Annotated in this window: 28 protein-coding genes and 1 riboswitch; of the genes, 15 read left to right on the top strand and 13 right to left on the bottom strand. The window is 71.2% G+C overall.

From position 1 onward, the window contains the following. The first annotated feature begins 8 nt into the window (after nucleotides 1-8). The 5 genes from IE107_RS03195 to IE107_RS03175 all read left to right on the top strand — a co-directional run bounded on the left by IE107_RS03195 (nucleotide 9) and on the right by IE107_RS03175 (nucleotide 6,027). A complete protein-coding gene (locus tag IE107_RS03195) occupies nucleotides 9-800 on the top strand; it encodes an ATP-binding cassette domain-containing protein (protein WP_189540803.1) in 792 nt (263 codons plus the stop codon). Beyond that, on the top strand, nucleotides 772-2,859 hold the full coding sequence (locus IE107_RS03190) for a YhgE/Pip family protein (RefSeq protein WP_189540796.1): 2,088 nt from the start codon (nucleotides 772-774) through the stop codon (nucleotides 2,857-2,859). Before IE107_RS03195 ends, IE107_RS03190 begins: the two co-directional genes overlap by 29 nt. Before the next feature lie 29 nt (nucleotides 2,860-2,888). Beyond that, nucleotides 2,889-3,500, top strand: coding sequence for a TetR/AcrR family transcriptional regulator (locus IE107_RS03185; protein ID WP_189540794.1), 612 nt, complete (start codon nucleotides 2,889-2,891; stop codon nucleotides 3,498-3,500). Nucleotides 3,501-3,861: 361 nt separating this feature from the next. Beyond that, nucleotides 3,862-4,479 carry a DUF4126 domain-containing protein gene (locus tag IE107_RS03180; RefSeq protein ID WP_189540792.1) on the top strand — a complete coding sequence of 206 codons (618 nt, stop codon included), beginning with the start codon at nucleotides 3,862-3,864 and terminating at the stop codon, nucleotides 4,477-4,479. A 30-nt stretch (nucleotides 4,480-4,509) separates the two neighbouring features. Then, a complete protein-coding gene (locus IE107_RS03175; RefSeq protein WP_189540790.1) occupies nucleotides 4,510-6,027 on the top strand; it encodes a phytoene desaturase family protein in 1,518 nt (505 codons plus the stop codon). Nucleotides 6,028-6,067: 40 nt separating this feature from the next. On the opposite strand, the gene IE107_RS03170 is transcribed toward IE107_RS03175, so the two are convergent. The 6 genes from IE107_RS03170 to IE107_RS03145 all read right to left on the bottom strand — a co-directional run bounded on the left by IE107_RS03170 (nucleotide 6,068) and on the right by IE107_RS03145 (nucleotide 10,941). Beyond that, nucleotides 6,068-6,985 (bottom strand): hypothetical protein, encoded by a 918-nt coding sequence (locus tag IE107_RS03170; RefSeq protein WP_189540788.1) that lies wholly within the window; start codon nucleotides 6,983-6,985, stop codon nucleotides 6,068-6,070. 50 nt (nucleotides 6,986-7,035) lie between these two features. Next, entirely contained in the window at nucleotides 7,036-7,953 is a 918-nt protein-coding gene (metF, locus tag IE107_RS03165; protein WP_189540786.1) for a methylenetetrahydrofolate reductase [NAD(P)H], read from the bottom strand. A 99-nt stretch (nucleotides 7,954-8,052) separates the two neighbouring features. Beyond that, the gene (gene thiE, locus IE107_RS03160) at nucleotides 8,053-8,706 is read right to left on the bottom strand and encodes a thiamine phosphate synthase (protein ID WP_189540784.1); all 654 of its coding nucleotides are present in this window, start codon (nucleotides 8,704-8,706) and stop codon (nucleotides 8,053-8,055) included. Between the two features lie 108 nt (nucleotides 8,707-8,814). Next, complete coding sequence (locus IE107_RS03155) at nucleotides 8,815-9,180, bottom strand: Rv2175c family DNA-binding protein (protein WP_189540783.1); 366 nt, start codon at nucleotides 9,178-9,180, stop codon at nucleotides 8,815-8,817. Between the two features lie 131 nt (nucleotides 9,181-9,311). Then, entirely contained in the window at nucleotides 9,312-10,568 is a 1,257-nt protein-coding gene (locus IE107_RS03150; RefSeq protein WP_189540781.1) for an NAD(P)/FAD-dependent oxidoreductase, read from the bottom strand. 28 nt (nucleotides 10,569-10,596) lie between these two features. Continuing rightward, entirely contained in the window at nucleotides 10,597-10,941 is a 345-nt protein-coding gene (locus IE107_RS03145; protein ID WP_189540779.1) for an avidin-fold protein, read from the bottom strand. 51 nt (nucleotides 10,942-10,992) lie between these two features. Next, nucleotides 10,993-11,105: riboswitch (TPP riboswitch) on the top strand. Here IE107_RS03145 and thiO point away from each other — a divergent pair. The 7 genes from thiO (at nucleotide 11,103) to IE107_RS03110 (ending at nucleotide 16,931) form a co-directional block, all read left to right on the top strand. Then, nucleotides 11,103-12,287 (top strand): glycine oxidase ThiO, encoded by a 1,185-nt coding sequence (thiO, locus tag IE107_RS03140; protein ID WP_189540778.1) that lies wholly within the window; start codon nucleotides 11,103-11,105, stop codon nucleotides 12,285-12,287. It overlaps the preceding riboswitch by 3 nt. After that, nucleotides 12,284-12,526 carry a sulfur carrier protein ThiS gene (gene thiS, locus IE107_RS03135; RefSeq protein WP_189540776.1) on the top strand — a complete coding sequence of 81 codons (243 nt, stop codon included), beginning with the start codon at nucleotides 12,284-12,286 and terminating at the stop codon, nucleotides 12,524-12,526. Before thiO ends, thiS begins: the two co-directional genes overlap by 4 nt. 3 nt (nucleotides 12,527-12,529) lie before the next feature. Then, entirely contained in the window at nucleotides 12,530-13,324 is a 795-nt protein-coding gene (locus tag IE107_RS03130) for a thiazole synthase (RefSeq protein WP_189540774.1), read from the top strand. 111 nt (nucleotides 13,325-13,435) lie between these two features. Then, nucleotides 13,436-15,352, top strand: coding sequence for a Stk1 family PASTA domain-containing Ser/Thr kinase (gene pknB / locus IE107_RS03125; RefSeq protein ID WP_189540772.1), 1,917 nt, complete (start codon nucleotides 13,436-13,438; stop codon nucleotides 15,350-15,352). 6 nt (nucleotides 15,353-15,358) lie between these two features. Then, on the top strand, nucleotides 15,359-16,213 hold the full coding sequence (locus IE107_RS03120; protein WP_189540770.1) for a deoxyribonuclease IV: 855 nt from the start codon (nucleotides 15,359-15,361) through the stop codon (nucleotides 16,211-16,213). A 79-nt stretch (nucleotides 16,214-16,292) separates the two neighbouring features. Then, nucleotides 16,293-16,505 (top strand): hypothetical protein, encoded by a 213-nt coding sequence (locus tag IE107_RS03115; RefSeq protein ID WP_189540768.1) that lies wholly within the window; start codon nucleotides 16,293-16,295, stop codon nucleotides 16,503-16,505. A gap of 3 nt (nucleotides 16,506-16,508) precedes the next feature. Then, nucleotides 16,509-16,931: a DUF4396 domain-containing protein gene (locus IE107_RS03110; RefSeq protein WP_189540765.1), complete on the top strand. Its 423-nt coding sequence runs from the start codon at nucleotides 16,509-16,511 to the stop codon at nucleotides 16,929-16,931. Nucleotides 16,932-16,964: 33 nt separating this feature from the next. On the opposite strand, the gene IE107_RS03105 is transcribed toward IE107_RS03110, so the two are convergent. Continuing rightward, on the bottom strand, nucleotides 16,965-17,597 hold the full coding sequence (locus tag IE107_RS03105; RefSeq protein ID WP_189540764.1) for a sulfite oxidase-like oxidoreductase: 633 nt from the start codon (nucleotides 17,595-17,597) through the stop codon (nucleotides 16,965-16,967). 154 nt (nucleotides 17,598-17,751) lie between these two features. Here IE107_RS03105 and bfr point away from each other — a divergent pair, with 154 nt between their 5' ends. Then, nucleotides 17,752-18,231, top strand: a complete 480-nt coding sequence (gene bfr / locus IE107_RS03100; protein WP_189540762.1) for a bacterioferritin — start codon at nucleotides 17,752-17,754, stop codon at nucleotides 18,229-18,231. A gap of 21 nt (nucleotides 18,232-18,252) precedes the next feature. On the opposite strand, the gene IE107_RS03095 is transcribed toward bfr, so the two are convergent. Both IE107_RS03095 and IE107_RS03090 read right to left on the bottom strand, forming a co-directional pair. Beyond that, the gene (locus IE107_RS03095; RefSeq protein WP_189540759.1) at nucleotides 18,253-18,564 is read right to left on the bottom strand and encodes a (2Fe-2S)-binding protein; all 312 of its coding nucleotides are present in this window, start codon (nucleotides 18,562-18,564) and stop codon (nucleotides 18,253-18,255) included. Nucleotides 18,565-18,733: 169 nt separating this feature from the next. Beyond that, entirely contained in the window at nucleotides 18,734-20,080 is a 1,347-nt protein-coding gene (locus tag IE107_RS03090; RefSeq protein WP_189540757.1) for a class II 3-deoxy-7-phosphoheptulonate synthase, read from the bottom strand. Nucleotides 20,081-20,183: 103 nt separating this feature from the next. Between IE107_RS03090 and IE107_RS36045 the strand changes: the two genes are divergently transcribed. Both IE107_RS36045 and IE107_RS03080 read left to right on the top strand, forming a co-directional pair. Beyond that, nucleotides 20,184-20,240 carry a trp operon leader peptide gene (locus tag IE107_RS36045; RefSeq protein WP_107408160.1) on the top strand — a complete coding sequence of 19 codons (57 nt, stop codon included), beginning with the start codon at nucleotides 20,184-20,186 and terminating at the stop codon, nucleotides 20,238-20,240. Nucleotides 20,241-20,333: 93 nt separating this feature from the next. After that, nucleotides 20,334-22,220, top strand: coding sequence for an anthranilate synthase family protein (locus tag IE107_RS03080; RefSeq protein ID WP_189540752.1), 1,887 nt, complete (start codon nucleotides 20,334-20,336; stop codon nucleotides 22,218-22,220). Between the two features lie 34 nt (nucleotides 22,221-22,254). On the opposite strand, the gene IE107_RS03075 is transcribed toward IE107_RS03080, so the two are convergent. From IE107_RS03075 to IE107_RS03060, 4 genes are all read right to left on the bottom strand, one after another. Then, on the bottom strand, nucleotides 22,255-23,259 hold the full coding sequence (locus tag IE107_RS03075; RefSeq protein ID WP_189540750.1) for a 2-hydroxyacid dehydrogenase: 1,005 nt from the start codon (nucleotides 23,257-23,259) through the stop codon (nucleotides 22,255-22,257). 180 nt (nucleotides 23,260-23,439) lie between these two features. After that, nucleotides 23,440-24,132 carry a response regulator gene (locus IE107_RS03070; RefSeq protein ID WP_189540748.1) on the bottom strand — a complete coding sequence of 231 codons (693 nt, stop codon included), beginning with the start codon at nucleotides 24,130-24,132 and terminating at the stop codon, nucleotides 23,440-23,442. Next, nucleotides 24,129-25,352 carry a MacS family sensor histidine kinase gene (macS, locus tag IE107_RS03065; protein WP_189540746.1) on the bottom strand — a complete coding sequence of 408 codons (1,224 nt, stop codon included), beginning with the start codon at nucleotides 25,350-25,352 and terminating at the stop codon, nucleotides 24,129-24,131. The genes IE107_RS03070 and macS overlap by 4 nt, the downstream gene beginning before the upstream one ends. A gap of 52 nt (nucleotides 25,353-25,404) precedes the next feature. Beyond that, on the bottom strand, nucleotides 25,405-26,148 hold the full coding sequence (locus IE107_RS03060) for a lysophospholipid acyltransferase family protein (protein WP_189540744.1): 744 nt from the start codon (nucleotides 26,146-26,148) through the stop codon (nucleotides 25,405-25,407). Between the last annotated feature and the right edge of the window lie 56 nt (nucleotides 26,149-26,204).

Below are 26,204 nucleotides of genomic sequence, written 5' to 3'. Positions count from 1 at the left end.
GAGGGTCTGTGGACAGCCCGCACGGGGCATCCGTCACCGCCGAGAATTTCGGCCTCAAGGGGCCGCGCGGCTGGGCCTTCCGGGGCCTGGGCATCGATGCCGGACCCGGCTCACTGGTGGCGGTCGAGGGCCCGTCCGGCTCGGGCCGTACCTGCCTGCTGCTCGCTCTCACCGGCCGGATGCGCCCCACCGAGGGCCAGGCGAAGGTCGGCGGGCTGCGTCTGCCGCGCAAGATGGCCGCCGTACGCCGCATCGCCGCGCTCGGCCCGGTCCCCGGCGTCAGCGAGCTCGACGCGGCCTTCACCGTCGACGAGCACCTGCGCGAGCGGGCCCTGCTGCAGCGCCGCTTCGACGGTTCGCTGCGCGCCCTGCTGCGCCCGCGTGCCGAACGGGCCGCCACCGCCCGGGCACGGATCGACACGGCGCTGGACGCCGCCGGACTCGACCCGGCCACCCTGCCCAAGGCCGGGCGGACCTCCGTACGGGATCTGGAGCGGCTGGAGGCGCTGCGGCTCTCCGTCGCCCTCGCACTGATCGGCACCCCCCGGCTGCTCGCGGTGGACGACACCGACCTCAAGCTCTCCGACGCCGAACGGACCGAGGCCTGGGACCTGCTGCGGTCCGTCGCGGACAACGGCACGACCGTGCTCGCCGTATGCAGCCAGGCGCCCGAGGACGCGATCACCCTGCGCACGGAGAGCACCGACGACGCAGCCGGCACGGCCGCGAGGAGCGCGACCGGGGAAACCACGACCGAGGAAGGAACGGCCGATGCGTTCGCCGAGACTGGCCGCGCTTGAGCTCAGGCGTTTCGGCAGGGGAAAGCTCCCGCGCGCCGCGCTGGTCGCGCTGCTGCTCCTGCCCCTGCTGTACGGCGCCCTGTACCTGTGGTCCTTCTGGGACCCGTACGGCCGCCTCGACAAGATTCCCGTCGCACTGGTCAACAACGACAAGGGCACCACCGCGGACGGCAAGCGCATCGCGGCCGGTGACGAGATCACCGGCAAGCTCCTGGACTCCAAGGTCTTCGACTGGCACGAGGTGAGTTCCGCCGAGGCCGACAAGGGGGTCGAGGACGGCACGTACTACCTCTCGCTCACCATGCCGTCGGACTTCAGCAAGCGGATCGCGTCCAGTTCGGGCGACTCCCCCGAGGCCGGCGCCCTCCAGGTGCGGACCAACGATGCCAACAACTACATCGTCGGGCAGATCTCCCGCTCGGTCTTCTCCGAGGTGCGCACCGCCGCGTCGACCAACGCCTCGCGCAGCTTCTACGACCGGATCTTCATCAACTTCTCCGACCTCCACGACGCGACGGCGAAGGCCGCCAAGGGTGCCGACGACCTCAAGGGCGGCATCGGCAAGGCCAAGAAGGGCTCGCAGGATCTCGCGGACGGGCTGAAGGACGCCAAGGCCGGCAGCAACAGGCTGGCAGGCGGGATCGTCAAGCTGGACAAGGGCGCGAGCGACCTCGAAACCGGCTCCCGCCAGGTGGCCGAGGGCACTCAGCAGCTCGCCGACAAGGTGAACGGGGTGGCCGCCGACGTCCGCCCGTTCCTCAAGGACAACGGCAAGTCGATCGGCGACACCGCCCGGCTGGTCTCCGACTCCTCGAAGACCGTGCGGGACAACCTCGACCTGCTGGTGAAGGCGGCGCCCACCGCGGCCACCGCAGCCCGCACCGCCTCCGACGACCTGGCCGGGATCTACCGCACCAGCTGCACGGAGGAGCCGGTCCCCGACTCCACCGTCTGCCCCCCGCTGAAGCGCGCCACGACCGCGGCGGCCGATGTCGCCGACGTGGCCGACGACGTGAACGCACTGGTCACCAGCCAGAACGGCGATCTGAAGAAGCTGCGCACCCAGCTGACCACCCTTCAGCGGCAGGCCGACGCCCTGGCCGAGCACGCGCCGCGCCTGGACGAGGACCTGGGGTCCGCCGTCAAGAAGGTCAACGCGCTCAACACCGGCGCCCACAAGGTCGCGAAGGGTGCCGGCGACCTGCACACCGGACTGGTGACGGCCAGGACCGGTTCCGCCGACCTGGACAGCGGCGTGGGCAATCTCAAGAAGGGCGCGGCGAATCTGGATGGCGGGCTGATCCGGCTCGGCGACGGCTCGACCACCCTGGCCCAGGGGCTCAACGACGGTGTCGGCGCGATCCCCGACTACGACAAGAAGGACCGCGACGCCCGTACCGGTGTGATGGCCGACCCGGTGCAGCTGGCCTCCCAGTCGCTGCACGCGGCCCCCAACTACGGCACCGGTTTCGCGCCCTACTTCATCCCGCTCTCCCTCTGGGTCGGCGCGATGGTGGCCTACATGCTGATCCAGCCGCTCAACCGGCGCGCGCTCGCCGCCGGGGCCTCCGCCTGGCGGATCGCCTTCGCGGGCTGGCTGCCGGTGGTCGCCATCGGTCTGCTCCAGGTGGCCGCCCTGATGTCCGTACTGCACTGGGGGCTCGGTCTGCAGATGGCCCGCGCCGCCGGGACGGTCGGCTTCCTGGCGCTGGTGACCTGCTGCTTCGCAGCGATCGTGCAGTGGCTGAACGCCCGGTTCGGAGCCGCGGGACGGATCCTCGTGCTGGCGGTGCTGATGCTCCAGCTGACCTCGGCCGGGGGTACGTATCCCGTCCAGACCAGCCCCGGGTTCTTCAACGCGATCCACCCCTACCTGCCGATGAGTTACATCGTCGACGGGCTGCGCCGGCTGATCACGGGCGGCGGGCTGGGCCCGGTCTGGCAGGGCAGTGCGGTGCTGCTGGCCTTCACGGCGGGTGCGCTCGCCCTGACCGCGGTGGCCGCACGTCGCAAGCAGGTGTGGACCCTGGACCGGCTCCACCCGGAGCTGAGCCTGTGAGCACGCCGGAACCTGTGAGAATCGGGGACATGGAAAGCAGTAGCACCACGCGTCGCCGGGCCACCCGGCAGAGGCTCTACGAAGCGGCCGTGACCCTCATCGCCGAGAAGGGCTTCTCGGCGACCACGGTGGACGAGATCGCCGAGCGCGCCGGCGTCGCCAAGGGCACGGTCTACTACAACTTCAAGAGCAAGACCGAGCTCTTCGAGGAGCTGCTGCGCCACGGCGTCGGCCTGCTCACGGCCTCGCTGCGCACCGCGGCCGAGGAGACCGGCGAGCGCGGCGGCACCCGGGTCGAGGCCCTGGACGCGATGATCCGGGCCGGTCTGGTCTTCATCGACCGCTATCCGGCCTTCACCCAGCTGTACGTGGCGGAGCTGTGGCGCACCAACCGGGCATGGCAGGGAACCCTCCTGGTGGTGCGTCAGGAGGCCGTCGCGGTGGTCGAGGAGGTGCTGCGCGAGGGTGTGGGCAACGGTGAGCTCAGCGAGGAGATCGACATCCCGCTGACGGCTGCCGCGCTCGTCGGCATGGTGCTGGTGGCCGCCCTGGACTGGCAGGCGTTCCAGCCCGAGCGTTCGATCGACGATGTGCACTCGGCGCTCTCGCTGCTCCTGCACGGGCGGGTCAGCGGGCGCTGACCGTCCCGGACCAGAGCCCGGCAGCGCAGAAAAACGCCGGTCCGGTGAGGCTCGATCCCCCCGAGCCGCGCCGGACCGGCGTCTTCCGTACTGCCGGAGAGCCTTCCCCCGTGACCCTCGTTCCCCCGTGGTCCCCGGGCTCTCCGTTGTGCTCCCCCGATCCGGAGGGAGCGCCGCGACCGTTCCGCCGCCCCGTGCCGGCGGTGCGGAGCCGCGCCCCTCTCCGTGCGTTCCACTCTCCCGTCAGCGCAAGTGGAAGCTCATCCGCGCACCTACTCATCTCGTCGCCTAGGTACGGATACTCAGAGCTGCGCACCCGACCCGGCCCCGGGCGTTGCTCCATCTGGTTACGATCGCGTCCGTGTCCGTACTTCCCCTGGTGTTCACAAGCGGCTGGGCGAGCGGGATCAACGCCTACGCGGTGGTTCTGCTGCTCGGTGTCTTCGGTGCGACCGGCCTGACCGACGAGGTGCCCGCGTCGCTGCAACGCACCGATGTCCTCGTCGTGGCCGGCGTGCTCTTCCTGTGCGAGGTGGTGGCCGACAAGATCCCCTACGTGGACTCGGTCTGGGACTCGGTGCACACCGTCGTCAGGCCGATCGCCGGTGCCGTCGTGGCCGCGCTGCTGGCCGGCGAGAGCGGCTCGCTGCCGCAGCTCGCTGCCGCGGCGGTGGGCGGTTCCACCGCGCTGATGAGCCATCTGGTGAAGGCGGGCACCAGAATGGCGGTCAACTCCTCCCCCGAACCGTTCAGCAATGTCGTGGTGAGCATCGCGGAGGACCTGGGTGTCGCCGGGATCGTCACCTTCGCGATATTCCATCCGGTGGTGGCCGCCGTCATCGCGGGGACGCTGCTGGTGCTGGGCATCGTCGTAGTGGCCTTCCTGGCCTCCAGAATCCGTCGCTATCTGCGCCGCAGGGCTCAGCGGCGGGAGGAGAAACGCCTGGCCGGGGCGGGTTCGCACTGGCCGGCGGAGTGACTGTCGGTGGTGGCCGCTAGGGTCACTGACATGGCACGTATTGCGGTGATCGGCTCCGGGATGGGCGCGATGGCGGCGGCCGCCCGGCTCGCCGTGGCAGGCCACCGGGTGACGGTGTACGAGCGGTCGGAGACCTTCGGCGGTTCGGTCGGCCGGTATGCCCATGAGGGCTTCGCCTTCGACACCGGTCCGGCGCTGCTGCATCTGCCCGCCGTCTACCGCGACTTGTTCGTGAAGACCGGCAAGGAGCCGCTGGAGCGGTGCGTCACCATGACGCAGGTCGATCCCGCGAGCCGTCATCTGTTCGCCGACGGCACGGCGGTCTCGCTGCCGAACGCCTCACGGGCCGGAGTCGTCTCCGCGCTGGACGGCGCGCTCGGCGGCGGTGCGGGCGCGGCCTGGGGCGAGTTCCTGGACCGGGCGCGCGATGCCTGGGACCGGTCCCGGCGCCCGCTGCTGGAGGAGCCGCTGCGCTCCGACTGGCAGGTGCTGGGCCGTGATCCGTATCCGGCGCTCCGCCGGCGCCGCCTGCTGCGCTCCGCCCGCCAGGCGGGCACGGTCGCGGAGGTCGGCGCGTGGGAGCTGGCGGACCCCCGGCTGGCCGCGCTCCTCGACGGATACGCCCTGTCGTACGGGCTCGATCCGCTGCGCGCCCCGGCGGCCGCGGCGCTGCTGCCGTACATGGAGGAGACGTTCGGCAGCTGGTACGTCTCCGGTGGGATGCGGGCCCTGGCGCAGGCGGTGTACGAGCGGTGCCTGGACCGGAAGGTGGAGTTCGTCTTCGGCGCCGAGGTGGCCCGGGTCGTCGAGAAGGACGGCCGGGCGGCGGGCGTCGAGCTCATGGACGGCACGGTCGCCGAGGCCGGCCATGTGGTGCTGGGAGCCCGGCCGCGGCCGGAGCTGGTGCCCGGTCAGGAGCTGTGGCAGGGCGGCGACGTGGCGGTGCAGCCCCGGCCCGGGCAAGGGGTGGTGCCGGGACGCTTCCTGGTTCTGCTCTCGTTGCGCGGCGCCCGGCCCGCCGATGCCGTGCACCGGACGCTGGTGCATCCGCAGGACGGCACGGCGGAGCGCGAGGCGGTGTTCGCCGGAAGGCTCGCCGAGCGCCCCACGGTGACGGTGCTGCGCCCGGACGACCCCTCGACCCGCCCCGACGACGCGCACGAGGCGGTGACGCTGATGGCGACGGTCGCCCCGCACGGAGCGGTGGACTGGACGGACCCGGCAGTGCGCGAGCGGTGCGCCGATGCGCTGATCGAGGCGGCGGCCGCGGCCGTGCCCGGGATACGGGAGCGGATGCTCCGGGCCGAGGTGCGGACACCGGTCGAGACGGCTGCCGACACCGGCGCCGAGGGCGGTTCGGTGCCCGCGCCCGCGCTGGCCGGTGCGGGCGGCGCGCTTCTGCACCCGGGCAACCGCACCCGGCTGCCGGGGCTCTACGCGGCGGGCGGCTGGTCGCACCCGGGCGGCGGGCTGGCCCACGCGGGCATGTCGGGGGCGCTGGTCGCCGGGCTCATCGTCGAGGGCGACGGCTTCCGGGGCTCCCAGTGACCGGGAGAGCCGGCGGCCGGGCCCGGCCGTCCGCCCCTCGTCAGTAGCGGTACTGCTGCTCGTCGTAGCCGTTGCCGTTGTTGTAGCCGTTCGGGTACGGGGCGGGCCGCGTGGGCGGCTCCGGCGGGGCGACGGGGTACTGCTCGCCCTCGCGCTGCTGAGGCACCCAGACACCGCCCGGCGGCGTCTCGGAGGCGTACTGCTGGGCGTACGGGTCGGCGTCGTACTCCTGTCGGCCGCCGAAGCTGTCGAAGCCGTTGCCGAAGCTGTCGTACGTGTCGTACTGAGCGGGACCGCCGGTGGTGCCGCTCCCGATGTACGGATCGGAGTACGCGGCGTACTGCTGCCGCTCGGTGCCGTAGTCGTACGGCCCCGTGAGCGGGTCATGACCGGCGTACTGTTCCTGGCCCTGCACCCCGTACGCGGCGGAGGCGGGCGCGGCGTACGGGTCGTACGCGGCGTGCTGCGGCTGTCCCCCGTGGCCCGGTTCCTGCTGTGCGCGGTGATGATCGGAGTAGACGCCGTACTGGCCGGTGTCGTCCGGCATCGGCTCGGGTTCGTAGACCGCGGTCGCCGGAGCCTCGGTGTCCGCGCGCTGCGGGGTCTGCTCGTCGTGCGGCGCCATCTCCAGGTCCGACACCTGGAGCGTGGGCCCGCGGCCCTCCCGCTCACCGCCGCCCCGGCGACGGCGGCTCGCACCGGGCTTGCCCCCTATGGCCCAGCCGGTGGAGAAGCCGCGCCGGAAGGAGAGCGTGACGTAGGTCTGGCCGGTGGCGAAGGCGATCGTGCCGAGGACGATGACGAGCACCGACGGAATCAGCACGCCGAGGACCACGCAGCCGAAGCCGCCGAAGGCGAGCAGACGCCAGCGAAGGCGCGCCTTGTACTGCAGGAGCACCTCGCCGAGCAGCCACAGCGCGACTATTCCGAACGCGATGTAGAGGACCGTCCAGCCCATGCCCGCCCCCTCCTACGGCCACCGCCCCGGGTCGCGGCGGATACGGCCGGTCACGACTGCTTGTGCAGTCCGAGATTCTCGTAGATTTCGAGCGTCGCCGTCGAGTTGTTGAGCGTGATGAAGTGCAGTCCGGGCACACCCTCGGATCGCAGCCTCGCGCAGAACTGCGTTGCGAAGTCGATTCCAATGGAGCGTACAGCGGCGGGATCGTCCTTGGCGGCGAGGATGCGTTCTTTCAGGGACGAGGGGAAAGACGCGTTGCTGAGCTGCGCAAATCTGTCCAGCTGTTTGACGCTGGTCAGCGGCATGACCTCGGGGATGATCGGGGTTTCGCAACCCGCAGCGACCACGCGGTCACGCATACGCAAATAGTCCTCCGGATCGAAGAACATCTGGGTGATCGCATAGTCGGCACCGGCGCGGCACTTGTCCACGAAATGCCGGATGTCGGTGTCCCAGTCGGTCGAGCGCGGGTGCATCTCGGGAAATGCTGCGACGCCGACACAGAAATCGCCGGATTCCTTGATGAGCCGGACGAGATCGGCCGCGTACCGCACGCCCTGCGGGTGCTTGACCCACTCGCCCATCGGGTCGCCCGGCGGGTCTCCGCGTACGGCGAGGATGTTCCGGATCCCGGCGTCCGCGTACTGCCCGACCATGTTGCGCAGCTCGGCGACGGAGTGGTTGACCGCCGTGAGGTGGGCGACCGGAGTGAGGGTGGAATCGGCCGCGATCCGCTCGGTGGCCTTCACCGTCCCGGCCCGGGTGGAACCACCGGCCCCGTAGGTCACGGAGACGAAGCTCGGCCGCACCGCCTCGACCCGGCGCAGCGCGTTCCAGAGGTTCCGCTCGCCCTTCTCGGTCTTGGGTGCCCAGAACTCGAACGAGTACGAGGTCTTGCCGGTCGCGAGAAGCTCACGCACCGTACGCGCGTGATCTGTCCTGGTGGATGGTGTGCCAAGGGCCATACGGGCAGGTTAACCAGAGCGCGACGGCCGAAGGACCGGACCAGCGCGAATTGCCCGAATTGACTGGTAGTTTGTCCACCCTTCGGACACTTGGCCGGATCACACCGCGGTGCGTGCCCGGATCCTTCCGGCCAGCTCGGCGGCGGCGGCGGCCGGGTCGGCGGCCTCGGTGATCGCCCGTACGACGACGACTCGGCGGGCTCCGGCGTCCAGCACCTCGTCGAGATTGCCGGCGTCGATCCCGCCGATGGCGAACCAGGGGCGCGCCTGGTCGAGAGAGGCGGCGTACCTCACCAGGTCCAGGCCGGGGGCGTGCCGTCCGGGCTTGGTCGGGGTGGGCCAGCAGGGGCCGGTGCAGAAGTAGTCCACGCCGCGCTCGGCGACGGCCGCGTCGACCTCGGGCCGGGCGTGGGTGGAGCGGCCGATCAGCACGTCGTCGCCGAGCACGGCGCGGGCGGCGCGCACCGGCAGGTCGCCCTGGCCGAGGTGGAGCACGTCGGAGCCGATGGCATGGGCGACATCGGCCCGGTCGTTCACCGCGAGTAGCTTGCCGTGGCGCCGGCACGCGTCGGCGAGGACGGCCAGGTGGTCGAGCTCCTCGGCCGCCTCCATGCCCTTGTCGCGGAGCTGGACGATGTCCACCCCGGAGGCGAGGACGGCGTCGAGGAACGCGGGGAGGTCGCCCTGGCGCCTGCGCGCGTCCGTGCACAGATAGAGCCGGGCATCGGACAGCAGCGCGCGAGACGTGGACATGGTGCGGTTCCCCCTGGGAGAGCGTCGTGGGGCGGTCGGCGCCGGACGGTGCGGGGGCGCGGGCCGCGCGGTGTCGCGCGGCCCGTCCCTCTCATCTGCGGCCGGCGGTCAGACGGCGAGCGCCTGGGCGCGGCGCTTCACCTCCGTGCCGCGATTCTCGCTCAGTGCCTGGGCGGGGGTGCCCGGCAGGGTCGGGTCGGGGGTGAAGAGCCACTCCAGCATCTCTTCGTCGTTGTAGCCGTCGTCCTTCAGGAGTGTCAGGGTGCCGGAGAGGCCCTTGACCACCTTGTCGCCGTCGATGAAGGCGGCAGGCACCTGGAGCGTCCGGTTCTCACCACGCCGTACGGCGATCAGCTGGCCTTCCTTGACCAGCTGCCGCACGCGCGTCACCTCGACATCGAGCATCTCGGCGATGTCGGGCAGGTGGAGCCAGGCGGGGACGAGAGCATCGGTCTTTGCGTCAATCTCGGTCACGAGTACAAGCCTGCCATCCCGCACCGACAGCCGATACCCGGACTCAGCCCTTCAGGGCCCCGCGGACCACGTCAGGGGCCCGGCGGTGGCTCCGGCGGCCGCCGGAGACCAGCCGTGCGCGGGGTCACGCGCTACTGCCGGACCGCCGACTTCAGGGGTACGGAGGGGTCGGCGGCCCGCGCCGGATCGAGCCGCGCCCCCGCCTCGATGAGCCTGCGCCCCTGCGCCAGATCGCGCGGCCGGCCGACGGCGAGCACCGCGACCAGCACGCCGTCGCGCAGCCAGCACACCGACCAGGCGGGCTCGGCAGGATCGCCGCGCCACAGCAGGGTGTCGGCGCTCCCGTGGTGGCCCGCGTACTGCACGAAGCGGTCGAACTGCTCGGACCAGAAGTACGGCACGGGGTCGTAGGCCACCGGCTCCGCGCCGTCACCGGCGAGCGCCGCGATGATGTTGGCGGCGGCGGTGCGCGGGCCCTGGAGCGCGTTGTCCCAGTGGTGGACGAGCAGGCGTTCGCCGTACCGGGCGGAGGGGAAGGAGGCGCAGTCGCCGACCGCGTACACATCGGGCAGCGAGGTGCGCAGCGCGCCGTCGGCGGTCACCGAGCCGTCGGGGCCGAGCTCGATGCCGGAGCCGGCCAGCCAGCCGGTGGCGGGCCGGGCGCCGATTCCGACGACCACCGCTCCGGCCGGGACCGTACGGCCGTCCGCGAGGACCACCCGGCCCGGCTCGACGCGGTCGACCCGGGCACCGGTGAGGAGTTCGGCGCCGATCTCCGCGTACCAGGCGGCCATCGGGGCGGCGACCTCCGCGGGCATCGCGCCCGCGAGGGGCCGGTCGGCGGCCTCGACGACGGTGACCGCGCAGCCCGCGGCGCGGGCCGCGGTGGCGAACTCGGCACCGATCCAGCCCGCGCCGACGACCACGACACCGTGCTGCTCGTCGAGGACCGGACGCAGCCGTGCCGCGTCGTCGAGGGTGCGCAGCAGATGGACGCCGGTAACACCCTCGGCCCCGGGCAGCACGACGGGCTGGGCACCGGTCGCGATCACCAGGACGTCGTAGGGGACGGGGCCCGACGGGGTGTCCAGTTCATGCGCCGCGGGGCGCACGCCGGTGACCTCGCGGCCCAGTTGCAGATCGATCTCCAGCGCCTCGAAGTCGATGTCGAAGGCGGAGTCCTCGGCCTTGCCGAGCAGCACCGCCTTGGACAGCGGGGGCCGGTCGTAGGGCTGATGCGGCTCGGCGCCGATCAGGGTCACCGGGCCGGCGAAGCCCTTTTCCCGCAGGGCGACCGCGGTCTGCACCCCGGCCATGCCCGCTCCGACGATGACGACGCGGCGTGCTGGGCGCCGGTCCGGCTGCTCTGACTGCTGCTGCTCGCTCACCCGTACACCTTAAGCACCTGACAGATCGTCAGGAAAGAGCGAGTTCCTCGACCGTGCTCGTCCCGCTGCCCGCCTGCGACTCCCACTCCCAGCGCTCGTCCAGCCGGACCCGGCCGTCCGCGAGGTCGACGACGGTGGAGACACAGTGGCCGGATGCTGTCGTTCCGTCCTGCTTCAGCTGGACGTACCGGAAGTCGAGCACGTCGCCGGTCCGGGTTCCGACGAGGTGGCCGCGCACCACGTCGCCGCCCGCGTACTCGGCCCAGATCCGGCCGTCCTCCTCGTGGTACGTGAAGCGGGTACCGGTACCGACCTGGCCGGGCGCCTGGTCGGCCACCGGTGACAGGACGAGTCCGTCGAGCGAACGGGCCACGGCGGCTGCTCCCTTACTGGGCCGGAGGGGCGGGGTTTAGGGTGGCCAACGTAAAGCACTCGCGGGAGCCCGGACGCACCGGGCTGAGAGGGAGGCTGGGCGGCCTCCGACCGTACGAACCTGATCCGGGTCATGCCGGCGAAGGGAGGGGCTGGAAGCCCATGCGTTCTTCTCGGAACGGAAACGGATCCGATGTCCTGGTCGTCGGGGGCGGGATCATCGGCCTGGTGACCGCCTGGCGGGCCGCGCAACGCGGACTGCGCACCGCGGTCGCCGATCCCGAACCGGGTACCGGGGCCGCCCGGGTGGCGGCCGGCATGCTGGCCGCCGTCACCGAACTCCACTACGGCGAACAGCTGCTGCTGGGCCTCAATCTCGCCTCCGCCGCCCGCTATCCGGCCTTCGCGGCCGAGCTGGAGGAGGCGAGCGGGCAGGAGACCGGCTTCCGCGCCTGCGGCACCCTGGCCGTCGCGCTGGATGCCGACGACCGGGCCCATCTACGGGACCTGCACGCCCTGCAGCGGCGTTCGGGACTGGAGTCGCAGTGGCTCACCGGACGTGAGTGCCGCCGTCTGGAGCCGATGCTCGCGCCGGGAGTCCGGGGCGGTCTGCGGGTCGACGGCGACCACCAGATCGATCCGCGCCGACTGGCCGCCGCCCTGCTGACCGCCTGCGAGCGGGCCGGAGTGCTCTTCCACCGCGGCTGGGTGGAACGCCTGAGCGTGGTGGGCGACCGGGCCGCCGGAGCGGTGCTCGCCGGGGGTACGGAGCTCGCGGCCGACCAGGTCGTGCTCGCCGCGGGCAGCCTCAGCGGCCGGCTGGCAGGAGTGCCGGACGAGGTCGTGCCGCCGGTCCGGCCGGTGAAGGGCCAGGTGCTGCGGCTGACCGTGCCGGCGCCGTACGCACCGTTCCTGAGCCGGACGGTACGGGCCCTGGTCCGGGGCAGCCATGTCTATCTGGTGCCGCGCGAGAACGGCGAACTCGTCGTCGGCGCCACCAGCGAGGAGATGGGCTGGGACACCACCGTCACCGCGGGCGGCGTCTACGAGCTGCTGCGCGACGCCCACGAACTGGTGCCCGGCATCACCGAGCTGCCGCTCACCGAGACCCTGGCCGGCCTGCGCCCCGCCTCCCCCGACAACGCCCCGCTGCTCGGCCCCACCGCCCTGCCCGGCCTCCACCTCGCCACCGGCCACCACCGCAACGGGGTGCTGCTCACGCCCATCACCGGTGACGTCATGGCCGAGCTCCTCACCGGCGGCGAGCCGCCCGAGCCGGCCCGCCCCTTCACCCCGCACCGCTTCCCGTCCCCCGCCGTCTCCGTACGTCAGGAGCAGCCCGCATGACCGAGCCCGCATCCCCCTCCGAGCCCGCGCCCCCGCCCGTGTCGGTGTCCGTGAACGGCGAGGTCCGGCTCCTCGCCGCGGACACCACCCTGGATGTCCTGGTCACCACCCTGACCACCGCGCGCTCCGGCGTCGCGGCCGCCGTCAACGAGACCGTCGTGCCGCGCGGCCAGTGGTCCGCCGCCGCACTCCGCGACGGCGACCGCGTCGAGGTCCTGACCGCGGTCCAGGGAGGCTGAATCATGCCGGACGACCTCTTCGCCCTCGGTGACGCCACCTTCGGCTCCCGGCTGATCATGGGGACCGGCGGGGCGGCCGGCCTCGACGTGCTGGAACGCTCCCTGACCGCCTCCGGCACCGAGCTGACCACCGTCGCGATGCGCCGCCTCGATCCGACCGTGCAGGGCTCGGTGCTCTCCGTCCTCGAACGGCTCTCCATCCGTGTGCTGCCGAACACGGCGGGCTGCTTCACCGCGGGCGAGGCCGTGCTGACCGCCCGGCTGGCCCGCGAGGCCCTCGGCACCGACTGGATCAAGCTGGAGGTGGTGGCCGACGAGCGGACCCTGCTGCCCGACCCGGTCGAGCTGCTGGACGCCGCGGAGATCCTGGTGGACGACGGCTTCACCGTGCTGCCGTACACCAATGACGATCCGGTGCTGGCCCGCAGGCTCCAGGACGTGGGATGCGCGGCGGTCATGCCGCTCGGCTCCCCCATCGGCTCCGGGCTCGGCATCCGCAATCCGCACAACTTCCGGCTGATCGTCGAGCAGGCGCGGGTGCCGGTGATCCTCGACGCGGGCGCCGGAACGGCCTCCGACGCGGCGCTCGCGATGGAGCTGGGGTGCTCGGCGGTGATGCTGGCGTCCGCGGTGACCCGGGCCCAGGAGCCCGAGCTGATGGCCTCGGCGATGCGTCACGCGGTGGAGGGCGGGCGGCTGGCGTACCGGGCCGGCCGGATTCCGCGCCGCCACTTCGCCGAGGCGTCCTCGCCGGTGGAGGGGCGCGCGGTGCTGGACCCGGAGCGCCCGGCCTTCTGAGCCGCCGGTACGGCGTGGAGCACATGTCCCTGTCACGGCTCGGCTGCAGTACGGCCCCGGGGGTGCCCCGGCCCGTGGGCCGTGTCCGTGGCGGCTCGTAGACTCGCCTGCGTGGATACGACCCTCCAGGACCCTCTTGTCGGGCAGCTGCTCGACGGCCGCTACCGCGTCGATGCCCGCATCGCCGTGGGCGGCATGGCCACGGTCTACCGGGCCGTGGACACCCGGCTGGACCGGGTGCTCGCCCTCAAGGTGATGCACCCGGCGCTGGCGACCGACGCCTCGTTCGTCGAGCGCTTCATCCGGGAGGCCAAGTCCGTGGCCCGGCTCGCGCACCCCAACGTGGTCGCGGTGTTCGACCAGGGCGCCCAGGGGCAGTACGTCTACCTGGCGATGGAGTACGTCGCGGGCTGCACCCTGCGCGACGTGCTGCGCGATCGCGGCGCGCTCCAGCCGAGGGCCGCCCTGGACATCCTGGAGCCGGTCCTCGCCGCCCTGGGCGCGGCGCACCGGGCGGGCTTCGTGCACCGCGACATGAAGCCGGAGAACGTCCTGATAGGGGACGACGGCCGGGTCAAGGTCGCCGACTTCGGACTCGTACGCGCGGTGGGCACCGTCACCAACACCACCGGGTCCGTCCTGGGCACGGTCTCCTATCTCGCTCCCGAGCAGATAGAGAACGGCACGGCGGACACCCGCACCGATGTGTACGCCTGCGGCGTCGTCCTGTACGAGATGCTGACCGGATCCAAGCCGCACGGCGGCGACACCCCCGCCCAGGTCATCTACCAGCACCTCAACGAGGCCGTCCCGCCGCCGTCGGCCGCCGTCCCGGGGCTCCCGGCCGCGCTCGACGGCCTGGTGGCGAGCGCCACCGCCCGTGACCCCGAGGCCCGCCCGTTCGACGCGGTGGCGCTGCTCGCCGAGACCCGTGAGGCCCGCTCCGGCCTCACCGACGCCCAGCTGGACGCCGTACCGCCGCAGGCCACCGCCGAGACGCACGACGCCACCGAGGACCGCACCAGCGTGATCCCGCGGCTGCTTCCGGACGGCCAGGGCGTCTCGCACCACACCAGCCGGCTGGAGATGCCCCCGCCCGAGCCGCCGCGGACCGCGGGGCCGGACCGGAGCCGCCGCGGGCCCGGGCGCTCCGTCATCACCGTGGTCGTCGCCGTGCTGCTGGCGCTGGGGATCGGCACCGGTGTCTGGTACATCAACTCCGGACAGTTCACCCGGGTGCCCTCGCTGCTCGGCCAGACCGAGAAGAACGCGGGGAAGCGACTGGCGGACGCCGGTCTGGAGCTCAAGGGCGTCAAGCGGTCCTACAGCGACACCGTGGAGCGCGGCAAGGTCATCAGCAGCGACCCGGAGTCAGGCGCCCGTGTCAGGCGCAATGCCGAGGTGACGCTCGTCGTCTCGCGGGGCCCCGAGATCGTGGAGGTGCCCGATGTCCAAGGCCTCGCGCTCGCCGACGCCAAGCGTGATTTGAAGGAGGCTGGCCTGGTGCCCGGCATGGTCACCAAGGAGTTCAGCGAGGAGACGGCACGGGGCGAGGTGATCCGTACGGACCCCGCGGCGGGTGCCGAGCGTCACTCGGGCTCCGCGGTCGCCCTGGTCGTCAACAAGGGCGCTCCGGTCGATGTGCCCGATGTCACCGGGCTGTCCGTCGAGGACGCCACCGCCGCGCTGGACGAGGAGGGGCTGAAGGCCGAGGTGCTGCCCGACCGGGTCAACTCCCCCGAGGTCGCCGGCGACATCGCCCATCAGTCGCTGGGCGAGGGCAGCCAGGCTGCCGAGGGCGACACCATCACGCTCACGGTCTCCAAGGGACCGCGCATGATCGACGTCCCGGACGTCACCGGCAAGGACGTCGACGAGGCCACCGGCGAGCTGGAGGACGCGGGCTTCGAGGTCAAGGTCGACCGCCCGTTCCTGTCCTTCAGCGACACCATCGCGAGCCAGTCCGTCGAGGGCGGCAAGCAGGCCCCCGAGGGCAGCACCATCACCATCAAGACCAAGGGACTCTAGATCCACATGCGCAACCCAGTCGGCGGCCATGTTCCGGTGGCCGGCGGCCTCGCCAGGGTCGGCCTGCCCTACGCCCGCGAGATGGGGGCGGAGGCCGTCCAGGTCTTCGTCGCCAACCCGCGCGGCTGGGCGACGCCCGTCGGCAACCCGGCCCAGGACGAGCAGTTCCGCGCCGAGTGCGCCGCCGCATCCATACCGGCGTACGTCCACGCCCCGTATCTGATCAACTTCGGATCGCACACCGGGGCGACGGTCGAGAAGTCCGTGGAGTCGCTGCGCCACTCGCTGCGCCGGGCCCGCGAGATCGGCGCCCTGGGCGTCGTGGTGCACACCGGCTCGGCGACCGGCGGCCGGCCGCGCGAGCAGGCCCTGGCGCAGGTACGCACACACCTGCGGCCGCTCCTGGACGAGCTGACCCACGACGACGACCCGTACCTGCTGCTGGAGTCGACCGCCGGGCAGGGGGCCTCGCTCTGCTCGCGGACCTGGGACTTCGGCCCGTACTTCGACGCGCTCGACGCCCACCCCAGGCTCGGCGTCTGTCTCGACACCTGTCACATCTACGCGGCGGGCCACGATCTGACCGGCCCGGCGGGCATGCGGCAGACCCTGGACCTGCTGGTGGCGACGGTCGGCGAGGGCCGGCTGAAACTGATCCACGCCAATGACTCCAAGGACGTGGTGGGAGCCCACAAGGACCGGCACGAGAACATCGGCGCCGGACACATCGGCGAGGGACCGTTCCGTGACCTCTTCTCGCATCCGGCGACCGCGGGCGTACCGCTGATCATCGAAACGCCGGGCGGCAAGGAGGGCCACGCGGCGGACGTAGCCCGGCTGAAGGGGCTGCGCGACAACTGATTCCTCATTGAGGAATACCCCGTAGGGGTATACGTTCTTGCTGCCGGCAGGAATCGCCACTCGGCATTGGGGGATCGCCATGCAGCACGACACGCACCACGGGCAGCACAGCCACCACGCGGACCACGCGGACCAGAAGAGCCACGGGGACCACGTGGGTCATGCGGACCACTCGGGCCACGCCGACCGTGTGAGCCACATGAGTCACGCGGACCACTCCACCCACGCCGGCGGCGACACCAACGCCGGACACTTCGGGCACGCCGGCCATCAGCCCGGCAAGGTGGGCTGAGCCATGGCCGCACGGGCCACGCTGCACTGCCTCACCGGCTGCGCCATCGGCGAGATCCTCGGCATGGTGATCGGCACGGCACTCGGCTGGGGAAACATGTCCACGATGGTGCTCGCCATCGCCCTGGCCTTCTTCTTCGGCTACACGCTGACCCTGCGCTCCATCCTGAAGGCGGGCGTCGGCTTCGGCACCGCCCTGCGGGTCGCCTTCGCCGCCGACACCCTGTCCATCGCGGTGATGGAGCTGATCGACAACGGAGTGATCGCCCTGTCGCCGGGTGCCATGGACGCCACCCTCTCCGACACGCTGTTCTGGGGCTCGCTCGGGCTCTCGCTCGCCGTCGCCTTCGTCGCCACCACACCGGTCAACAAGTGGATGATCGGCCGGGGCAAGGGGCACGCGATGGTGCACCGGTACCACCACTGAGGAACGGGCCGGAGCGGCCCGGGAGCCGTCAGGTCAGAGCTCGGGGCCGTCCCCGGGCTCTTCCTGGTAGGAGTAGCGCTGCTCGCTCCATGGATCACCGATGTTGTGATAGCCGCGCTCCTCCCAGAAGCCGCGGCGGTCGGCCGTCATGTACTCGACGCCCCGGACCCACTTGGGCCCCTTCCAGGCGTAGAGGTGCGGCACGACGAGGCGGAGCGGGAAACCGTGCTCGGCGGTGAGCAGTTCGCCGCCCTTGTGAGTGGCGAAAAGTGTTCGGTCCGAGGCGAAGTCGGAGAGCCTCAGATTGGAGCTGAACCCGTACTCGGCCCAGACCATCACATGGGTGACGTTCGGCGCGGGCGGCGCCAACTCCAGGACCGTACGGGCCAGGACCCCGCCCCATTCGGCACCGATCATGCTGAATTTCGTGACGCAGTGCAGGTCGGCGACGATCGAGGTGAACGGCAGTACCGAGAACTCCTGGTGGTTCCAGCAGTGCTTCTCGCCGTCCGCAGTGGCCCCGAAGACCCGGAATTCCCAGCGGTCGGGCTTGAACTTGGGAACGGGCCCGTAGTGGGTAACCGGCCAACCACGCTGGAGTCGCTGTCCTGGCGGAAGCTCGGACTGCTCTGACGCGCGGTGTTCCCGGCTTTCCGGCTGACCCATGACTCCATGGTGACAGACAGGCAGGTATGGTCCCGACCAGGGCAGGGAGAATTCGGACAACTCAGAGTAAGCCTGTACTTACTGGACGGCCATCGGGTGCGATGACAGGATGCGGCCAACTTGCCCAGTTCACCGGTTGGAAGGAGCCTCTGCGATGCAGGGCGACCCCGAGGTCCTTGAGTTCCTGAACGAGCAGCTGACCGCCGAATTGACTGCCATCAACCAGTACTTCCTGCATGCGAAGATGCAGGACAACTTCGGCTGGACGAAGCTCGCGAAGTACACCCGCTCCGAGTCGTTCGACGAGATGAAGCACGCCGAGATCCTCACGGACCGCATCCTCTTCCTCGAAGGACTCCCCAACTACCAGCGGCTGTTCCATGTGCGGGTGGGCCAGACCGTCACCGAGATGTTCCAGGCGGACCGCCAGATCGAGGTGGAGGCGATCGACCGCCTCAAGCGCGGGATCGAGCTGATGCGCGGCAAGGGCGACATCACGTCCGCGAACATCTTCGAGTCGATCCTGGCCGACGAGGAGCACCACATCGACTATCTCGACACCCAGCTGGAACTGGTCGAGAAGCTCGGCGAGCCGCTCTACATCGCCCAGCAGATCGAGCAGCCGGACAGCTAGGCCACGACCGGGCGGGAACGGTCAGGCCGCGTCGGAGAGCGGGATTCCCGGAGCCACGCCCGGGGCGATACCGGGAGGAGCGATGCCCGGGCCGGTCCCGGACGCGGCCTCCGCTGTGGTGTCGGCGGCGGTGGCGGGCGTCCGCTTCCGGTCGAGCAGTTCGCGGCGCGGACAGGTGCCGCGGCCGAGCACGGCCTGGATGGCCCGGACGCAGCCGCCGCAGTCGGTGCCCGCCTTGCATGCGGAGGCTATCTGCCTGGGCGTGCAGGCCCCGGCGTCCGCATGCTCCTTGACCTGCTTCTCCGTGATGCCGAAGCAAGAGCAGACGTACACGCGGTTCACCTCCCGGCGGGATCGATCGTTCACTGCCACCCCGTCTACCGGTGAGGCTAACCTAACCTTACCCGGCGCGGAAGGCGTTGAAAGCCCCCGAACGCCCTGTGGGGCACGGATCACATCGATCCGTGCCCCACAGTCGTACGCGCGCCACCTGCGGTGATCCCTACTGGTCCCGGTACATCTCGGCGACCAGGAACGCCAGGTCGAGCGACTGACTGCGGTTGAGCCGCGGGTCGCAGGCCGTTTCGTAGCGCTGATGCAGATCGTCCACGAAGATCTCGTGTCCGCCGCCGACGCACTCGGTGACGTCGTCACCGGTGAGCTCGACGTGGATGCCGCCCGGGTGCGTACCGAGGGCCTTGTGCACCTCGAAGAAGCCCTTGACCTCGTCCAGGACGTCGTCGAAGCGACGGGTCTTGTGGCCGGAGGCGGCCTCGAAGGTGTTGCCGTGCATCGGGTCGGTCACCCACGCCACGGTGGCCCCGGCGGCGGTGACCTTCTCGACCAGGGCCGGGAGCTTGTCCCGGACCTTGTCGGCGCCCATGCGGACGATGAAGGTCAGCCGGCCGGGCTCGCGCTCGGGGTCGAGACGTTCGACGTAGGCGAGCGCCTCGTCGGCGGTGGTCGTCGGGCCGAGCTTGATGCCGATGGGGTTACGGATCTTCGAGGCGAACTCGATGTGCGCGCCGTCCATCTGGCGGGTGCGCTCACCGATCCAGACCATGTGGCCGGAAGTGTCGTACAGCTCGCCGGTGCGCGAGTCGGTGCGGGTCAGCGCCGACTCGTAGTCCAGCAGCAGGCCCTCGTGCGAGGAGTAGAACTCGACCGCCTTGAACTCGGCCGGGTCCGTGCCGCACGCCTTCATGAAGTTCAGCGCGTTGTCGATCTCGCGGGCGAGCGCCTCGTAGCGCTGCCCGGAGGGGGACGACTTCACGAAGTCCTGGTTCCAGGCGTGCACCTGGCGCAGGTCGGCGTAACCGCCGGTGGTGAAGGCACGGACCAGGTTCAGCGTCGAAGCGGACGCGTGGTACATCTGCTTCAGCCGCTCCGGGTCCGGGACACGGTCCTTCTCGGTGAAGGCGAAGCCGTTGACGGAGTCGCCGCGGTAGGTCGGCAGGGTGACGCCGTCGCGGGTCTCGGTCGGCTTGGAGCGGGGCTTGGAGTACTGGCCGGCGATCCGGCCCACCTTGACGACGGGTACGGAGGCCGCGTACGTCAGGACGGCACTCATCTGAAGCAGCGTCTTCAGCTTGGCCCGGATGTGGTCGGCCGACACGGCGTCGAAGGCCTCGGCGCAGTCACCGCCCTGCAGCAGGAACGCCTCGCCCTTGGCGACGGCTCCCATGCGGGCGCGCAGCTGGTCGCACTCGCCCGCGAACACGAGGGGCGGATACGACGCGAGGTCCGCGAGTACATCGCGCAGAGCCTCGGCATCGGGGTACTCGGGCTGCTGCGCCGCGGGAAGGTCTCGCCAGGTGTTGCCACCGGCGACGGAGGTATTGGCGTTCACGGTCACAACCCCAACACTACGGGTTCCGGCGGCGGGCCCATCCGTAAGCTCAATAGTTGAGACACGCGCTCGGACGGCATCGGCGTCCGCTAGGGTTCGGAACATGTTCGCGCAGACAAACCAGAACTGGTGGTGGACCGCTCATCCGGCGGCCCACTGATCGATCGCGCGCGACAGACACGCGAAGGCCGCCCGAGGGGCGGCCTTTTCCGTGTTTTCGGGAGCCGTTCCTCCATCCGGAAGGAACACCCCCATGCCCCACCGCACCGCCACCGTCGTCCGGCGCCTCCTGAGCGAGGACTGCCCGCCGTTCGCGCTGCTGCGCAGGCGCACCCCCGGCCGCGACCAGGACATCGTCGAGGTGCTGATCGGCCGGGTGCGGGAGGTGGACCGGCTCGCCGGACTCCCCGTCGGTGAGCTGCCCTCGCTCGCCCTGGTGCCGTTCCGGCAGATCGCCGAGCGCGGTTTCGACGTGCGCGACGACGGGACACCGCTGTCCGTGCTGGTCGCGGACGAGACGTACGAGTTGCCGCTCGCCGAGGTGCTGGACCAGCTGCCGGTCCATGACGTGCGGGTCGAGGGCGGCGCGTTCGACGTCGGGGACGAGGAGTACGCCGGGATCGTGCGGCGGGTCGTGGAGGACGAGATCGGGCAGGGCGAGGGCGCGAACTTCGTCGTCCGGCGGACCTTCCGGGGAGAGATCCCGGGCTTCGGCCGGGACGACTCACTGGCCCTCTTCCGGCGGCTGCTGGCCGGCGAGCGTGGCGCGTACTGGACCTTCGTCGTGCACACGGGGGCCAGGGTGCTGGTCGGCGCCAGTCCCGAGGTGCATGTGCGGATGTCCGGCGGGACCGTCGTGATGAACCCGATCAGCGGGACGTACCGCTATCCCGCCGAGGGCCCGACCGCAGAGGGTCTGCTGGCCTTCCTCGCCGACCGCAAGGAGACCGAGGAGCTCTCCATGGTGGTCGACGAGGAGCTGAAGATGATGTGCACCGTCGGCGACATGGGCGGGGTGGTGATCGGGCCGCGGCTCAAGGAGATGGCCCATCTCGCCCACACGGAGTACGAGCTGCGCGGGCGCTCCTCGCTGGATGTGCGGGAGGTGCTGAAGGAGACCATGTTCGCGGCGACAGTCACCGGCTCTCCGGTGCAGAACGCCTGCCGGGTCATCGAGCGGTACGAGCCGGGCGGGCGCGGCTACTACGCGGGGGCCCTGGCGTTGTTGCGGCAGGAGCCGGGCGGGGCGCAGACCCTGGACTCACCGATCCTGATCCGTACCGCCGACATCTCGGCCGACGGAGAGCTCCGGGTGCCGGTCGGGGCGACTCTCGTACGCCACTCCGATCCGGACGGCGAGGTCGCCGAGACCCATGCGAAGGCGGCCGGCGTGCTCACCGCGCTCGGGGTGCGGCCCGGCCGGCCGCGGGACGAGGCGGCCCGGCCCCGGCTGGCGGGCGACCCCCGGGTGCAGGCGGCACTGGATGCCCGGCGGGACGGTCTCGCACCGTTCTGGCTGCGGATGCAGGAGCGCACCCAGGAGCTGTCCGGGCGGGCGCTGGTGATCGACGGGGAGGACACCTTCACCGCGATGCTGGCGCATCTGCTGCGCTCCTCGGGCCTGGAGGTGTCGGTGTGCCGCTACGACGAGCCGGGGCTGCGCGAGCTGGTGCGGGCGCACGAGGGTCCCGTCGTGCTGGGTCCCGGGCCGGGGAATCCGGGCGACATCGCCGATCCTAAGATGCGGCTGCTGCGCGGGCTGGCCGCGGAGCTGGTCCGTGATCACCGGTACGGCCTGCTCGGGGTCTGCCTCGGCCATGAGCTGATCGCGGTGGAGCTGGGGCTGGAGATCGTCCGCAAGGCCGTGCCGTACCAGGGCGCGCAGACCCGGATCGAGCTGTTCGGGCGGCCGGAGACGGTGGGCTTCTACAACAGCTTCACCGCGCGCGCCGACGAGGCGGTGGTCACCGAGCTCGCGGCGCACGGGGTCGAGGCGAGCGTGGACGCGGCGACCGGTGAGCTGCACGCGCTGCGCGGGCCGGGCTTCGCCTCGGTGCAGTTCCACCCGGAATCGGTGCTGACGCTGCGCGGTGCGGCGATCGTGGCCGAGCTGCTGGCGGGGCTGCCGGTGGCCGGCTGAGGATGCGGACGGGACCCCGGGGCGCTCCGGGGTCTCAGCTCGCCGGGAGCGCCGGTACCAGGACGTTCTCGCTGCGCCGGCCGACCAGGTAGTCGGCGACGTTCTGCACGGTGGTGTCGATGATCTGCTTCACCGCGTCCTCGGTGTAGTACGCCTGGTGCGAGGTGACGATGACGTTCGGGAAGGTGACGAGGCGGGCCAGGGTGTCGTCGTCGATGCCCTCCAGCGACTTGTCGAGGAAGAAGAGCCCGGCCTCCGCCTCGTACACATCGAGTCCGACGCCCAGGAAGCGGCCCGCGCGCAGTTCGGCGACGAGCGCGGTGGTGTCGATGAGTCCGCCGCGGCTGGAGTTGACCAGGATCACGTCGTCCTTCATCCGGGCCAGGGCTTCCCTGCCGATGATGTGGTGGGTCGAGGGCAGCAGCGGGACGTGCAGGCTGATCAGGTCGGACTCGGCGAGCAGTTGTTCCTTCTCCACGTACTTCATGCCGAGCGCGGTGCAGGCGGGGTTCTGTGCGACGTCCCAGCCGAGCAGCTCCATGCCGAAGCCATGGGCGATACGGGTGAAGGCCTCGCCGATCCTGCCGGTGCCGATCACGCCCGCCGTGCGGCCGCGCATGTCCCGGCCGAGCAGTCCGTCGAGCCGGAAGTCGAAGTCGCGGGTGCGGCTCGCGGCGCGGATGATCCGGCGGTTGACGGCCATCGCGAGGGTCCAGGCGAATTCGGCGACCGAGTACGGCGAGTAGGAGGAGACCCGGGCGACCCGCAGGGCGAGGCGCTCGGCGACATCGAGGTCGATGTTGTTGAAGCCGGTGGAGCGCTGGGCGATCATCTGCGTGCCGCCCGCCGCCAGGGTCTGCAGGACGCTGCTGCCCAGATCGGCGTTGACGCTGGTGGAGATGATCTCGTAGCCCGCCGCGATGGGGGCGGTGTCCTTGTTGAGGAAGACGTCCAGACAACGGACCTCGTGCTGCCCGGCGAAGGCCTTCTCGATCAGCGGCTTCTCGTCGGACTGCACACCGAATGCCAGGATTTCCACGACTTCTCCCGTTTGTCGCACGGACCGGCGGATTTGGGGCATGGGCCGGTCAGCGCGAATATACGGCCCGTGCCGCTGCCGCGCCGCTCGGCCGAACGGGGCGGCCGGCGGCCGGCTCCGGGGTGCTCAGAGGCTGTCGGGCGGCCTTGGCCGCCCGAGCAGAGGTCGCCCGACAGCCTCTCAGGCGTCGTCGAGGCCGCGCTCGATCGCGTACCGCACGAGCTCCACGCGGTTGTGCAGCTGGAGTTTGCCCAGGGTGTTCTGGACGTGGTTCTGCACGGTGCGGTGCGAGATGACCAGCCGCTCGGCGATCTGCTTGTACGAGAGGCCCTTGGCGACCAGCCGCAGCACCTCGGTCTCGCGCTCGGTGAGCTGCGGGGCCTTGGGCTCGTCGGAGGCGACGGGCGCGGGGTCGGAGGCGAGCCTGCGGTATTCGCCGAGGACCAGTCCGGCCAGGCCAGGGGTGAAGACGGGATCGCCGACGGCGGTGGAGCGCACGGCCTCGGTCAGCTCCTGGGTGCTGGCCGACTTGAGCAGATAGCCGGTGGCGCCCGACTTGACCGCTTCCAGTACGTCTGCGTGCTCACCGCTCGCGGAGAGCACCAGCACCCGCAGCCCCGGATGGGATCCGACGAGCTCCTTGCAGACCTGGACGCCGGGCATGCCGGGCAGATTGAGGTCGAGCACGAGGACGTCGGGAGTGACGGCCTTCGCCCTGCGGACCGCCTGCGGTCCGTCACCGGCGGTCGCCACCACGTCGAAGCCCGACTCGGAAAGGTCGCGGGCGACGGCGTCGCGCCACATCGGGTGGTCGTCCACCACCATCACCCTGATCGCCCGCTCCTTCGTGACCTGGGTGTTCTCCGTGCTCATCTCGCTGATCCCGCCTTCCCCCGTGAAACCTTCGGAACCTTCAACTCGACTTCGGTGCCCTGGCCGGGCACCGAGACCAACTCCGCCGTGCCGCCCAGGTCACGCAGCCTGCCCCGGATCGACAGAGCCACCCCCATCCGCCCCTCCCCCTCGGCCTGGGCGAGGCGCCCCTCCGGGATTCCGGGGCCGTCGTCCCGGACCGTCACGATCACCTCGTCCGGCCAGTCCTCGACCAGGATCCATGCCTGGGCGTTCTCCCCCGCGTGGACCCTGACATTGTCCAGGGCGGCACTGACAGCGGCCGCCAGCTCTCTCGCGGCCACCGGGGCCAGCAGCACCGGAGCGCCCGGCTCCGCGAAGCTGACCCGGGAGCCGGCGTGCGGGGCCAGCAGGGAGCGCAGATCGCGGTCGGCCCGGTCGGACGGTTCGTCGTCGACCTCGACGCTGCGGACCACGGCGCCCTCGGCCGCGTCCTCGGAGACCCGGGTGGTGGGCACGAGCCCGCTGGAGACCAGGGTGCGCAGGGCGACCTCCTGTTCCCCGGCCATCCGGCCCAGTTCGGCCGCCTCCCCGCCGAGCGCGGTGCCGCGGCGCTGCACCATCGCGAGGACCTGGAGCACGCTGTCGTGGATGTCCCGGGCCAGCCGTTCCCGCTCGCGGGTGGCGGCCTCGATCTCCAGGGCGCGGGCGAGAGTGCGCTCACTGGCCCTGGCGACCTCCACGACGTACCCGATCGCGATGGAGGCGACCCAGACCAGCAGCACGTTGTGGAAGGTGTCCCGGCTGGGATGGCCGCGCTCGACGATGTTGGCGAGGGCGACGAAGGTGGAGGCGAAGGCCGCCCAGCGCCAGCCGCCCTTGATCGCGAAGGCCAGCACGGAGCCCGCGGTCCAGATCGACGACAGCGTCGGGCCGTCGACCTGCTGGGCCTCGAAGTCGGCGAGCGGGGTGAGCAGTATCCCCGCCAGGGCGACGGTCAGATCGGCGCCGAGGAAGCGCTTGGTGCAGGCGACGGCGCCCGAGACCTTCGGAAGGGTGGCGAGCGTCCAGACCACCATCACCGCCAGGAAGGCGACGGCCACCCACGGCCGGTCGTACTTCTCCCGGCCGAAGACGGAGAGCAGCACGGCGTACAGCATCGTCAGGATGCGGTACGCCCTCAGCGCACTCCACAGCGGCTGCTCGACCGACATCCTCACGACGCGCTCGCGCCTGGCCACTTCCCCCCACCCCCCGGACAGTGCCGGCGCGCTCCCGCGCCGTACCGTTCCTTCAGCCTTGCGTTCCGGACCCCGTGCCCTTGTGCTTCTCCGCATCGGCGCGGCGTTTCGCCTCGTCCGCGATCTGCCGCTTGGCCGCCGTCGCGTAGATGTCGACGTACTCCTGGCCGGAGAGCTTCATGATCTCGTACATCACCTCGTCGGTGACCGAGCGGAGGATGAAGCGGTCCCCGTCCATGCCGTGGTAGCGGCTGAAGTCGAGCGGCTTGCCGATCCTTATCCCCGGGCGCATCAGCTTGGGCACCACCTGGCCGGGCGGCTGGATCTTCTCGGTGTCGATCATCGCGACGGGGATGACGGGCGCTCCGGTGGCCAGCGCCACCCTGGCGAGCCCGCCGGGCTTGCCGCGGTAGAGACGGCCGTCGGGCGAGCGGGTGCCCTCCGGGTAGATGCCGAAGAGGCCGCCGCTCTCGATGACCTCGATGCCCGCCTTGATGGCCGCCTCGCCGGCGCCCCGGGCGCCCGAACGGTCCACCGGGAGCTGGCCGACCCCCTTGAAGAAGGCCGCGGTCAGCTTGCCCTTCACGCCGGGTGCGGTGAAGTACTCCGACTTGGCGATGAAGGTGACCTTGCGGTCCAGGACGGCCGGCAGGAAGAAGGAGTCGGAGAACGACAGGTGGTTGCTCGCGAGAATCGCCGGACCCTGCGCGGGAATGTTCTCCAGGCCCTCCACCCATGGCCGGAAGGCGAGCTTCAGCGAGCCGCCGATGGAGAACTTCATTGCGCCGTAGATCAACTCGGGTGCCTCCTGTGTGCTGTCCGAGAGACCTTAACCCGTCGGCCGCACCCGCT

Origin of the sequence: Streptomyces gelaticus (genome assembly GCF_014649535.1) — a bacterium.
In the GTDB taxonomy this organism is placed as follows: Bacteria; Actinomycetota; Actinomycetes; order Streptomycetales; family Streptomycetaceae; genus Streptomyces; species Streptomyces gelaticus.
This window is presented reverse-complemented; position numbering and strand designations above follow the sequence as displayed.